Source organism: Neobacillus vireti (assembly GCF_001026695.1).
Taxonomy (GTDB): Bacteria; Bacillota; Bacilli; order Bacillales; family Cytobacillaceae; genus Neobacillus; species Neobacillus vireti.
Map to the genome: position 1 here is coordinate 174,989 of NZ_LDNB01000021.1, position 13,741 is coordinate 188,729.

Sequence of the window (13,741 nt, forward strand, 5' to 3'; positions counted from 1 at the left end):
CTAAAACAGTTTAGTGACACCCTGAAGGATCCCAGGGAGATTCACTTTTACATTCGTTTCGCCTTCTAAATAAGGCATGCTTGTGACCCATTTACCATTATCTAAATTAAATTGCTTTTGCTTCGCTTCAATTTCTTCATCTGTTAACCATTGTAACGTGTTTGTAGGACATACACTAGCACACATCGGCGGAATGCCATCCTTTGACCGGTCGATACATAAATCACACTTATACATGAGATTTTGTTCTGTATCAAACTTTGGTATACCATACGGGCAGGCAATCGTACAGTTTTGGCAGCCAATACATTTTTCTACAAGAGCGGAAAGGACTGCTCCTGTTTCGTGAATTTGAATTGCCTGAGCCGGACAGCTTCTCGCACATGCCGGATTCACGCAGTGAAGGCACATAAGAGGCATCGTTTGACGATTAACAAGCGGGTTCACGTCGTACACATAGTTACGGTTACGCTCTTCATGCCCTCCGCACTGTGTACAAGCCGCTAAACAAGAGCGGCACCCTATACAGTTTTCAAGTTCTAAATATAGCCTCTTCTTCATTTACTGCACCTTCTTTATTTTCAGTTTTTCAATCTGCGCGGCACATGCCTTGAATTCCGGCATTCTTGAGATTGGATCAAGCTCACCTATTGTCAATAGATTAATAGATTTTTCATGGCCCCAGTGATACGGAACAAACAAGGTATCCTTCCGAATGGCCTCTGTGATTTTCACTTTATAGGTTGTTTCTCCTCTACGTGTATAGAGACGGACAAGTTCTTCGTGATCAATATTGTATTTTGCTGCTGTTTCTGGATGTACTTCAACAAATGGATCCGGACACATATCACGAAGGAATTGAATTCTTCTCGTCTGATTCCCTGATAAATAATGGTAGACAACACGTCCTGTTGTTAATCGCAATGGGTATTCTTCATCCGGTTCTTCTGCGGAAGGTCTGTAAGGCAAGGCAAAAATTTTAGCTCTTCCATCTGGATGATTGAACTTTTTATCTAAAAATAAACGTGGTGTTCCAGGATCATCTTCATCTTTACATGGCCAGAACACGCCATCTTGCTTGTCGATTTTTTCCCATGTAACGCCATAGTAATCAGCTGTGCCGCCCTTAGAAGCAACCCGAAGTTCATTAAATATGTCTTCAGGGGTTTTTAAGTGAGAAAAATATTTACCACGGCCCATTAGCTCGGTAAGTTCTACTTGAATCTTCCAGTCTGGCTTTGATTCGCCTACCGGCATTTGTGCCTGATTAATCTTAATGATCCGACCTTCAACATTTGTTGTTGTCCCTTCATCCTCTGCCCAAGTTGTTGTAGGTAACACGACATCAGCAAATTCAGCAGATTCTGATAGGTAAAAGTCAACGCATACCATGAAGTCCAAGTTTTTCATCTGTTCCCGAACATAATTTTGATCTGGTGCAGAAACGGCAGGATTTGAACATAATAGGTATAAAGCACGAATAGTTTTTTGTTTCATCAACCCAAACATTTCAAAAGCGGAAACACCCTCTTTAGGCATTTCTTCCGGTTCAATGCCCCACACCTTTGAAACATATTTTACGTGATCAGGATTGGCAATTTTTCGATAGCCAGGCAATGCATCTGCTTTTTGCCCATGTTCACGTCCACCTTGGCCATTTCCTTGTCCTGTAATGGTTGCAACACCTGATTTGGCACGACCAATTTTCCCGGTTACAAGTGCCATATTCGTATAGCCAGAAACATTATCTACCCCTTTAATTTGTTGCTCAATCCCTCTGGCAAACATGACAATTGCGTTTGGAGCTTTACCGTAAATTTCAGCCGCGCGAATAATTTTCTCAGGTGCCACACCTGTTATTGCGCTTGTATATTCCGGTGTGAATTGTTTAACAAGTTCTTTTGTGTCTTCAAAGCCATTTGTATGATTTTTGATAAACTCTGCGTCAATATGGCCATTTTCGATTAATAAATTGACGATTCCATTGGCTAGTGCAAGGTCTGTACCTGGTCTTAAATCAAGATGAAGATCTGCTCTTCTAGCAACCGGTGTTTCCCGTGGATCTGCAACAATCACATAGCCGCCCCGTTCTTGAATTGCCCAAACCCGGAACATCATCGTCGGATGACATTCAGCGGTATTACTGCCGGCCAGAAATATACAATCGGTATCCTGCACATCCGTCCAAGGAATTGTTGAACCTCTATCAATACCCAATGAACGATTTAAACCACCTGCAGCACTAGCCATACAGAAACGGCCATTATAATCAATATAGCGTGTTTGAAGTCCGACACGAGCAAATTTTCCGGTTAAATAACACTTTTCATTTGTCATAGAAACACCGCTATACACCGAGAGTGAATCTTTTCCATAGTTCTCTTGCAGTTCGGTGAATTTTTTCACTATAAGATCGTATGCTTCATCCCAGCTTGCTTCACGGAAGCCATTTTTCGTTCCTTTTAATGATTGATCGTCCCGAATTAATGGTTTTAATAAACGATCTTTATTGTTTACTTGCTGGTAAGCCGTAACTCCTTTCGGGCACATCTTTCCTAAAGTTACTGGCCAATCATATCGAGGCTCAACCCCAACGATCTTGTTTGTTTTTGTATTTACCCTTAAGTTCATCCCACACTGCATCGCGCAATAGCTGCAATGCGTCTTGACTAATGTTTCATTTGGATGGTTTAAGTTGTCGACTTCTTTAAAATATTGATCTCGTTCATTTCTAAAATTATCCATTTGCATTCTGGTTTGCCTCCTTGACCTTCACTTGATGCGTTGCGAAACCTGAGAATTTCGCAATTCGATATTTCCTGCGGCATGGCAGGCATAGTTCAGCAAGATTAAAACCGTCATTCATATTGAAATCAATTTCATTTACGCCTAACACTTGAATGACATCATTTGATTGTTCAACCGATACAAACTGATCGCCACACACTTTACACTCTTTCATATGTTGTTCCCCATAATGTTCACGGTAGTTTCTTGCAAAAACGCTCACTGGACGGAAAGGAATGTGGGCCAGCTTTCCGAATGGCAGATAGATTAACGTTACAATAACGGAAAATTGGTGGATCAGCGACATTTGTGGCTGCATCCAGCCATGTAGAAAAACGTTTTGGACAGTTAACAGTAGTCCAGTTATCGAAATAAATAATAATAGGTAAAGCGGCAAGAAATCATAGATAAACTTTTGCTCTGCTCTTGCCTGCATATTTTTCAAGCGGCGGTATAACGCCATGCATACACCAGCGGTAACCATGATGGCTGCAATGTTTAGGGCATTGTAGGATAACCAAGCAATGATTCCATCAGCTTTTACGTTCATGATGTTCATTCCGAATAACACAATCGTATAATAGCCATTGTCTTCCATCGTAAAATACATCCAGCTAAACACGAGAGGAAAGGTAACTAGGCAGGCAAGGACGCAGCCCCAGCCGATTAAGATATGCTGAACCCAGCGGTAAACGCCGCGATTGCGGATGAAATCGAAAATTGCTAAATGATTTACTGCCGTTTTCGGTGTGCTTTTTCTAAACAGCAACTTTAAGCCTTTTTTTATAAAAAGTTTGGTCGGCGGCCTTTCACCCCAAGCAATAAAGCGGTAGAAGAATCCTCCGATAAATACGATGGTTCCGACCATATATCCGTATAAATTCAAGTCGACGTGGGTGAACATTCTTGTGCCGATAAAAGTTAAGATCAGTAGTCCGACGATCGATAGAAACATTGATTTCGCAAAATGTGAAGCAAAGGCATCATTGACTGAGCTTTCCGTTTTTTTAGTTGTTGAAGTATTCGCCTGCATTTCATGCTCCCCCTTAGAAAAAATAACACTTCCGTTTTCTTACCCTTATTGTAAGAAAAACAGAAGTGCTATCTATATCGGGGAACTCCCCTATCATCGGGGGAAAAAACCCTGAGATATTCATTTTTAGACAAAGTTCTGACACAAACCCAATCAACGGGCATTTTTTTTCCGCAATGCGTAGAGAAGAAGCCCTATTCCAATTAATATTTGCAAGGTGAAAAGCATAGCGTCCCAGAACGGAAGTGAAGCCGGACCGGCCGCAAAACCGGGCAAGACCTTTTTCCAGGCAAACAATAGTTGTGGGATATAATAAATCACAAATAAACCAAGGGTCACAAATACACCAATGAAATAGAAAATAGAATAGACTGTTACAACTCTTCTTTCTTCAGCAAAAACAACTTCACCATTTGAAGCTGATTGTTGAAACGGGAGCCATTTCCTTAACTGTTGCTGTGCATTTTCCATCAAGTTATAACATCCGGACACATTTTCAAAAACATAATATAAATCAGTCTTCATATAGACGCAGCATTGGTACACCATGCGAATAAATGTGTCTAAAACCACGACATGCATGATACTCAGGAAAATCGCTGGCCCGTTTGCGAAGATTAGCTGACTAATTAACGCAATCGTCAGGATTACTGTATCAAAACAAAGCCCGGCAAGAAATAAAACATTGCGATTTCCTGAAGGCAGTTTCCATACTGTGGACATATCAGTTTCAAGGACAACTAGGAATAAACGATGACTGACCTCTAACTTAGTCGGCAAATTTTGCGCCCTCATAGCTAAAATATGGCCGAATTCATGGATTAAGACAAGAATAAAAGTCAAAAGCATCCATGCTGGGATATTGAGAACCATTAAATCAAAGATAAATAAATCCTGGTAATGGGGAAATAAGACCGGTTGGGCGATGAAAAGACAAACATTAGTTATGAACAGGATCGCATAAAGAAAAAGTGAAATCTTATTAAAAAAGATTTTCCCTATTTGTGGTGAAAGCCATAAAAAACCGAGTCTATCTATTTTTAGTATCTTTTTATCAATTATTACGCCATCTACTTCAGCAATGAGTTGCAGTTCAAGAAGCTGTCCGGCAAAATCAATCAGATTAACTTCTTCATTAGGATATTTCTCTTTAAGCAGTTGTTCAATATCCCCTAACGTTTTGCCATTGTTAATAAAATTGATGGCATCGATACACACCTCGGGCATCTCGAAGAACTCTCCAGAAGTCTTGTCTTCAACGATGTAATGTTTTTTTTCCTTACGAATATCAACTGGTTTTAAAGAAAGACATGAATCGAAGGTAATGCTCATTATTTACACCCTACCTATCAATTGTATTAAAGAAGGATGCTAGCCTTTGCTAGCATCCCTTTTTCTCATGGTTTGTATCCAGGTATGAAAGGACACCACCAACACGTCGTTTTTATTTTCTTAAGTTTGCGGATTTTCATAACTCCACCTCCTTTGGTAATTCCCATTGCTTCGTCCACTGATATTTTTTATGAAATTCAATCCAAATAGGGAAAACCTTTTTGAATTCCTCCACTAACATTGGATCGAATTGGGAACCCTTACCTTCAATAATTCGCTGATAAGCCTCTTCAACCGGCATTGCTGCACGGTAAGACCGTGAAGAAGTCATCGCATCAAAAGCATCTGCAATAGAGGTCACTCTTGCAAGTAAAGGAATTTCTTCCCCATTTAATTGATCAGGATACCCTTTACCATCCCACCGCTCATGATGAGAACGAATAACACAGATACAATCCTTTATCCCCTCAACATTCTTAACGGCTTCAGCACCGACACCAGGATGCAATTTAATAATCTCAAATTCTTCCTTCGTTAGCTTCCCGGGTTTCATTAATATTGAATCAGGAATATGAACTTTGCCTATATCATGTAGTAAGCAGGCATAATAAAAGGATTTTAGGTCCTCTTTCGAAAAACCACCAATTTTTTGAGCAAATAACAAAGCATAGCTGGCTACGCGTTCACTATGTCCTCTTGTATATGGATCTTTTAGTTCTAGTGTCGCAATTACCCCTTTTACAATACCCTGCAATTGATTATCATACGAAGTACTAATTGCATGAACATAACCTTGAAAACGAACTAATAAAAAGAATGACATAATAGATAGAACTGTAATTAAAATAATAGCAATTATCACATAGGAAGAATCTAAAATAATGCCTAATAATAGATATTTTGCAGTGATACCTACACTCACAATCCAAAAATATCTTTTATTAATGAAAAGAGGTAGGGATAAAATCAAAAATACTTCTACTATATTTCCACTATATGTGTAGTCATCTTTTCTAGAAAAAGTTAAGAGTTCAACAGCAAAAGTGGTTATTATGTAGGTAATAGAAAATACATATTTTATCCAAAATTGCTTTTTAACTTTATTTAAATAATAGACGATTGGAATTAATAACAATACAATAATATAGGTTAAATACAAAAACCTTGGCGGGACAATATCCTTATGTGCTATGAAATTCGGAAAAAGGTAATAACTAAAAAAATCATATCCAAACAAAATAATATATGAAAATAATAGAAACCATTTAACCGTTCGCTTTTCTTCGTGTGGTATCATATAATCCTCCAAGTCCTTCATTACAATTGCCTTATGTCTTGTTTGGTCGGAATATAAGGTTTAAGTAATTTTATCACAATTTCGAATTTTTCGTAATAAGCATATCAATTATTGCTTACAAAATCTATTATAATTCCATATTCTTCTCCATTATATATCATTCGTTGTACCCATGATAGATATTATCTTGAAGAATTTTGTATAAATATAGAACTATTTTTTTGAATAATTTCCCTGCTTTATAGGTAAAGTTACATTAACCTTCGTTCCTTTACCAATCTCGCTTTCTATTTTCAACTTTCCATGGTGATCTTGAATAATTTGATTCGTCACCATTAGACCTAATCCAGTACCATCTTTTTTCGTTGTATAAAAAGGTGCTCCTAGGTTAAGAATGTCTTCATCCTCAATTCCGGAACCTTCATCTTGGATAACGATGAGCATTTTTTTCTGCTCATGAACCTTTACATGGACCCTTATCTCTCCCCCATTAGGCATAGATTCAATCGCATTCTTGATTAAGTTAATAAACACTTGCTTTAGTTGTTTCTCATCACAGTCGATAGGCGGCAGCGGTCCGGCCATTATCGTTTCCACTGTTACCCCTTGTCGTTCAGCTTGTTGCTGCGTAATCGATAACGTATAGGCAATAATTTCTTCAATACTAGCCTTTTCAAATTTGATTTCCTTCGGTTTCCCAAGGTACATCAGATCGTTAACAATGGAATTAATCCGGTCAATTTCCTGAATCATAATTGGATAATACTCGTTACTATTTGGATCCCGTTCTTGCTGCAGCTGAGTAAATCCCTTTAATGATGACAAGGGGTTACGAATTTCATGGCCAATCGCTGTAGCCATTTGACCGATAACAGCTAGCTTTTCTTTTTGGCGGAGATCTTCATGGGCCGAAGTTAAGGAATTTATATACGAATAAAATCGGATAAGAATAATGGATGCAATCGCAGATATTATTATTGTTATAACTATAGGTGGTAAAACACCTCCATTTTTGAGTGCGACGCCTAAAAGAATATACTTCCCAATAATTCCACATGCAACAGTCCAGAAATACTTTTTATTTACAAATATAGGAGAAAAAAACACAAATAAAAGTTCAACTGCATTTCCTGAAGCAAAAACATCCTTAGTTCCAAAATACTTTATAAAAGTATCTATTACATCGAGGATAACATAGCCTAAAAGATAAAAATATTTAACTACGTACGGATTACCCTTTTTAATAAAATTAATAGATACAGGCAGAAAGCCTAAAATCAATACATAAAGCCATAATCCCAGTCCACCGTCTGGAAATTTCGAACCCCCATACCCTGTATATCTTGGTAAAATAGCATACCAAAATATATCGTAGGTAATAAAAAAGATATAAAACAACCACAAGAATAGTTTTATTGCCTTTTTCTCTTCATATATCAATTTAGGACTATTATTGCTTTCTTTCATGTTAGTAGCTCCCTTGGCCGAGTTTCCCCGACAAGTTTTCTGAAAATATTAAATAGTATTTTCTCCTACTATCTTATCATCTTTCCTCATAAATAATGACAAAAAAAACGAAAAAAATGTGATTTTCGACATATTTCGATAAAAAACCCAAAAAAAGCTAACCACTTATCAAAATGGTTAGCTTAACCTATCAATAATTCTTCTTTTTTACTTACCGGTAGGACCATGGTAACTTCTGTACCTAATCCAGGTTCACTCTGGTAAGACACCTTCCCCTTCATGGTTTCGATAATTCTTAAGGAAACTGATGTACCAAGCCCTGTTCCTTTATCTTTAGTCGTATAAAATAAGGTGCCAATCCGCGCTATTTGTTCCTTCGTCATCCCCTTGCCTGTATCAGAGATTTGAATAGCCGCCTGATTATTGTCAATCTTTGAATGAATAGTTACTATCCCACCATCTGGAGTGGCTTCAATCCCATTTTTTATTAAGTTAACTAAGGCTTGTTTTAACTGATTCCGATCGGTAACTAGCGAGAATTCAGATGCGTCCAATTCACTTTTCAGCTCTACCCCTTGCTTTACTGCAAGCGGCTCCAATAGCATAACTACTTCTAAGAGCACTTCTTTTAATTTAAATGTTTCTATTTTTTCAAATTTAGGTTTGGCAAAATTCAAATAGTCACTAATAATCGATTCCGCGCGACCTAATTCACTTAAAACAAGGGAAAGATATTCGTAATTCTTTCCTTCCTCCTGTTGCTGCATCATCTGAAGAAACCCTTTTACGACCGTCAATGGATTGCGGACTTCATGGGCAATCGAAGCGGCGAGCTCTCCAAGTGTATTCAGCTTTTCTGCCCGCTGAATCTCTTCTTTCATCCTTTTCCTATCGATTATCCCCTCATTCAGCTTAGCTCCTAAGACAATAGCCAGCGTTTCAATCAGACCGACAAGGAGGACGTCAGGAATATTAAAATCTAATTTAAAGAAACCTCCGTTAAAATAGCGGTAAAAGATAAAGGATAAATAGCAAAGGATTATCGACCAGCCGCCAATACCCGTTGCGATAAGAACTCTTTTTTTTGCGGTAAAATCCAAAAATTTCCTCCTCAAGAGAAAGGATACAAGCGCGATTAAAAAGATATTCACTAATCCAAAAACTACTGTGTCACCGCCAATGATAACACGCGCTCCAAAAATCATGCAAAAAACGATTCCGCCCACTGCCGGACCTGCATAAAGGATCGAGATAATAAGAGGAACATAACGCAGGTCCCAATGGAAACCGTAATTTGAATAGGAAAAAAGCATACACGAAACCGCGGCAGCACCTTGTGCCAGCCCAAACATCAAGCGAGAATTAACTTTTTGCTTATCATCCATAAGAATGCTATAAAGCAGAACGGGTGCTAATGTAATTAATACATTCAAAAGAAGTTTTTCTGCCAACATTGCAATTCCCCCAGGAATAACCAAATAGATAGATAAACAATACGACAAAAGTCCCCTATTTTCCTTCAACTCAAAAAAACTTTCATAAAATTTACTTTATTTTCACATAAAAAATAGAAAGTCATCGTACTGACCTGCGTTTTGTAAAAATAGCTATTTTCTTTTGGAATAATAGGCCGCACAAATTAAGCCAAAGTAGGTTGGCGCTTCGTAGGATAGAAATTCGACATGGCGTTCTTCAGCAGGGATTGCCCCGGCAAGAATTAACGTCTGCCAAATTCCATCCGGCTTTGCTGCCTCAATAAATCCTTCTTCAAATTGCGCCATTTTTTCTAATTGATTAGTTTTAATTAAATCTACTACTTGTTCATCGAAAGCCTTGGCCGCCGGGTCGAAGCCGTATGGTCCATCCTCGTCATGGGCATGGGCCCAATCACAGCTGGCAATGAGACCAACGCGCTTTTGTGATTGTTTGACAGCTTTTCCAAGTGCCTTTCCAAATTCCAAATGCTGATCAAAAGAAAGTTCTCTTGCCGGGTTAATGACGACAATTGGCACATCTGGCATAAACCTTAGCGGAACAATTACGCCCCAATCGAGTGGCAGGCAAGAAATTGGACCAGCAACAGTTCCAAAATTAATCGTGGCAGAGGGAATTCCCTCTTCTAGTGCACATTTGTTAATCATCCTAGCTAGTTCTCTGTCTACCAGTCTTTCCATTGCATAAGACGCCTGATTTTCTTCAACGGTCCCAGCCATTCTTTCTGAATCCGTTATCGCAAATTGACCATGGATTCTTGTTCCATGCGGTGTAAGAATGATGAGACAATCCGGATTCTCCTTAGACATGAAAGTCGTTAACATTTTCATACTTTCACGTGTCACAGACATTCTTTCAGGGTATACACCTTGTAGTTCCGGAATAATTTCCCCTCCATGCGGCGCCATACAAGCAAATACAAATGGGTTCATATAAAGTTCCACCTTTTTTCTTTTATATAAGGTAATTAGAGAAATGGATGAGAAATCCTTCTTTTTACAAATAGAATTAAAAAATGTTGACAAAACTACAATTATCCTGTAATATTAGTATTTGTGCTTTACAAATAAAGTAACTTGTAATTAATGAGATAACGCAATGTAAGAATTTTTTCTGGCATTCTGCTTATGTTTAAAATAAAAACTTATTCACACTGGATCGGCTTCGGAGCCGTTAGGATGTAAGAGAGGTAGGGCTTACGTCGTTTAGGTATAAAACCATCAGGTGGAAGAATAACCGCGGCAAACTTGTTTTTATAACAATTACAATATATAAGTTTTTACCTTGCGATGGCGATTAAGAAAAGCGCAAGCAACTTAGTTAGGCGCTGGACATTAACATTACAACCAATCACAAGTTACGATAAGGATTCAAAAAAATTGAATCAAAAGCTAAGAAGGCAGAGGGATCATTATTCCTCTGCCTTCGCCCATTTCAGGGCATTTTTATTTTTTAATCACAATTGCTTGTTTGCCCATTTGCTCCCAAGCTTTGATAAAACTGTCTTTGTTTATTTTCTTATTTTTCTCTCCATAAGGATCGTTTATGTAAATATAATTTTCATCGTAGCCGGTAATTGCGACACTATGTTCACTAAATGTAATATCAATTTTCCCCTGCGGTGTATCCCACGTTTGAAAGACAGAGACAGGTGAGAAGCTGGATGTTGTAATGATCCACACAGGAAGCCCTTGACCCACTTCATTTAATAAATCGTCGAACGGTTTATTCGTTAAATTGACTGCTTTATCCCCAACATATTTCTTTGCCAGTTCTAATACCGGACCATTGTATACACCTAGACCTGGTCCATGTGCCATATCCCCGACAAAGCCAGCATTTGGATTCCCCTTCTTGCCATTACTGTAAGTTAACGGGACTGTTTTGATTTTATCAGCTAATTCATTCTTTGTCACTTTTATACCATGATAGTTAAGAATCATGGCCAAACTGGTAACTTCACACCCGTTGTAGAGCTTGGGTTTATCCATTTGATTTAATAACGGAACATCGAGAAGGATACTATCTGGTAAACTGGGAACTTCCTTCTGCAGAATATTTACTTCACGCATTTTTAATTGAGCAGCCTCTTTCAGAGAGGCGATTGCCGATTGGGTGGATTTGGACTTGGATTTCACAGCAATTATCGTTTTCGTACTAATAAATGATATGACAATAATAATAATAATGATGATTAGCAATTTTTTCATAGAATTTTATACCATTCCTCATAAGATAATTTTATCTATAAATTACGACTATCGAAATATGCTACTATATAACCATATCAAATAATACTAAAAGGATAAAGGAAATATATTTCCAAATACATTCTATTCATCTTTTCTAAAGATTTTCTTTAAGCAAGACCTGTTTAAAAGTGAATGTTGATTTCCGTTCCAGGCGCTTCGCTTTCCGCGGGGCGGGCGGTGAGCCTCCTCGGCGCTAAAGCGCCTGCGGGGTCTCACCTGTCCCGCTGCTCCCGCAGGAGTCTCGCGCCCTCCACTCCAATCAACATTGTGCTCAAAATCAACATTGTTCTTTAGCACAGCCTAAAGAAAAAACCCCTTTAGCTTTTTCGCTAAAAGGGAATTTCTCAGCTTTTTTTTGGAGTAAGCTTTCGAATCACTTGATTGATTACTTCGGAAAAGACTAGCCCGAAGGCAATTGATCCGGCAATCATAAGTACTTTTGCCGCTAAGCCAAGCGCCGTATTATAATCGTTCTCAACAAAATTCCTCATGGCATCATAAGCAAGGCCGCCCGGCACTAACGGAATAATGCCGGCTACACTAAAAATAATTACAGGTGTTTTATAAAACTTTGCTAGCTCCTGACTGAGGACTGCGATAAATACAGTGGCTGCCAATGTGGCGAGCACAGCATTATTTGTATAGCCTTCAAGAAGATAATAAACTAGCCAGCCGCCCATGCCAATCAGCCCGCATTTCACCAAGGTTTCCTTCGGCGCATTAAAAACAATCCCAAAGGACCCTGTAGCAATAAAACTCGTGATTAACTGTGCAAGAATCGCCACTATTTCTAACCTCACCCTCATAAAAATGAAACGACAACGGCAATTCCCGCCCCAATGGCAAAGGCCGTCAGGAAAGCCTCTGCTCCTTTTGACAACCCTGAAACTAAATGTCCAGCCATTAAATCCCTGATGGCGTTCGTCACTAAAAGACCAGGTACCAACGTCATCACCGAACCAATGATAATTTTATCTAATTGATGGCCTACACCCATTTTCACAAAAATAAACGACAGCAATCCAATGACGAAGGAAGCCAAAAATTCCGAGAAAAACTTGATTGGGATAAAGCGGTGGAAGCAGACAAAGCTAAGATACCCTAATCCACCGGAAATCATCGCGGGAATAAAGTCATTCCAGCCGCCTTTAAACATTATCATGAAACAGCCGCTGGCTAAAGTTGCGGCGGCCACTTGAGTTCCCAGGGGAAAGGAAAGGTCCATGGAATCAATCTCATTCAATTGCTCTAATGCCTGTTTTCGATTAATTGTACCGCTACTGATATTTCGCGAAATACTATTAACCAAAGCCACCTTTTTCAGATCCGTAGAGCGCTCCGAAATTCTAATCAGCTTAGTCTTTGTCGGCTCATCCCCCTCCGCTGAAAAAATAATCCCGGTTGGGGTTACATAACTATGTGTTTTTACAATCCCAAAGGAGGAGGCAATCCGCATCATCGTATCCTCCACCCGATAGGTCTCCGCGCCGCTCTGGAGCATAATTTTCCCAGCAAGCAGACAGACCTCCATGATATCGTATGTTTGTTCAACTTGGTTTCCCATTATATCTCACCCATTATTCCTACATTTGCTTCTTAGTTTAAATCAAAACAATGGTTTGAAGCAATGCACAAGATATAGCCATGAGCAAAGATCCTAATGCACCTGGTGATAACAAAACAGCTTTCATCCTCTGAGTATAAACAGTTTTTTGGTTTACTGATGCCAAATTTTCATTAATACAAGATTAATTATTACAATGAACCCGTAAATATAGGCAAGCGATTGTTTTTCGATAAAAACCAAGGCTGCAACGGGTAAACCAAATATAACAATTTCAAATAAAAGAAAAGGGAGTCCACTTAGCACGTACGTTGCCTTTGGAGCACCGAACATTCCCCAAATGACAGCTACTAGCAGAGGGGACCCGATTCCTACTATTATTTTCATGATGGTTCCCTGTGAAACCCGAAAACCCCAATACCCTAAAATGACCAAAACTAAGATTTCTAAAAGAAAACGCACTCCCAGGTTAATTACTTTTAATCCTTCCATTCGTCCACGCCCTTCTAATATAA

12 protein-coding genes are annotated in these 13,741 nt (G+C 38.8%); all 12 read right to left on the reverse strand.

The window, feature by feature from the left end:
• Entirely contained in the window at positions 1–561 is a 561-nt protein-coding gene (locus AA980_RS24505; protein WP_024026506.1) for a 4Fe-4S dicluster domain-containing protein, read from the reverse strand.
• A complete protein-coding gene (locus AA980_RS24510) occupies positions 562–2,751 on the reverse strand; it encodes a molybdopterin oxidoreductase family protein (protein ID WP_024026505.1) in 2,190 nt (729 codons plus the stop codon). It abuts the gene before it with no gap.
• Entirely contained in the window at positions 2,738–3,820 is a 1,083-nt protein-coding gene (locus AA980_RS24515) for a hypothetical protein (RefSeq protein WP_024026504.1), read from the reverse strand. The genes AA980_RS24510 and AA980_RS24515 overlap by 14 nt, the downstream gene beginning before the upstream one ends.
• Before the next feature lie 153 nt (positions 3,821–3,973).
• Entirely contained in the window at positions 3,974–5,152 is a 1,179-nt protein-coding gene (locus tag AA980_RS24520; RefSeq protein ID WP_024026503.1) for a hypothetical protein, read from the reverse strand.
• Between the two features lie 136 nt (positions 5,153–5,288).
• Positions 5,289–6,449, reverse strand: a complete 1,161-nt coding sequence (locus AA980_RS24525; protein ID WP_024026502.1) for an HD-GYP domain-containing protein — start codon at positions 6,447–6,449, stop codon at positions 5,289–5,291.
• Between the two features lie 213 nt (positions 6,450–6,662).
• The gene (locus AA980_RS24530) at positions 6,663–7,916 is read right to left on the reverse strand and encodes an ATP-binding protein (RefSeq protein WP_024026501.1); all 1,254 of its coding nucleotides are present in this window, start codon (positions 7,914–7,916) and stop codon (positions 6,663–6,665) included.
• A gap of 182 nt (positions 7,917–8,098) precedes the next feature.
• Entirely contained in the window at positions 8,099–9,370 is a 1,272-nt protein-coding gene (locus tag AA980_RS24535; protein ID WP_024026500.1) for an ATP-binding protein, read from the reverse strand.
• 153 nt (positions 9,371–9,523) lie between these two features.
• The gene (locus AA980_RS24540) at positions 9,524–10,342 is read right to left on the reverse strand and encodes a DODA-type extradiol aromatic ring-opening family dioxygenase (RefSeq protein WP_024026499.1); all 819 of its coding nucleotides are present in this window, start codon (positions 10,340–10,342) and stop codon (positions 9,524–9,526) included.
• Positions 10,343–10,855: 513 nt separating this feature from the next.
• Positions 10,856–11,620, reverse strand: coding sequence for a C39 family peptidase (locus tag AA980_RS24545; protein WP_024026498.1), 765 nt, complete (start codon positions 11,618–11,620; stop codon positions 10,856–10,858).
• 386 nt (positions 11,621–12,006) lie between these two features.
• A complete protein-coding gene (locus AA980_RS24555; protein ID WP_024030382.1) occupies positions 12,007–12,447 on the reverse strand; it encodes a threonine/serine exporter family protein in 441 nt (146 codons plus the stop codon).
• A 17-nt stretch (positions 12,448–12,464) separates the two neighbouring features.
• Positions 12,465–13,226 carry a threonine/serine exporter family protein gene (locus AA980_RS24560; RefSeq protein ID WP_024030381.1) on the reverse strand — a complete coding sequence of 254 codons (762 nt, stop codon included), beginning with the start codon at positions 13,224–13,226 and terminating at the stop codon, positions 12,465–12,467.
• Between the two features lie 153 nt (positions 13,227–13,379).
• Positions 13,380–13,718, reverse strand: coding sequence for a YrdB family protein (locus AA980_RS24565; RefSeq protein ID WP_024030380.1), 339 nt, complete (start codon positions 13,716–13,718; stop codon positions 13,380–13,382).
• Between the last annotated feature and the right edge of the window lie 23 nt (positions 13,719–13,741).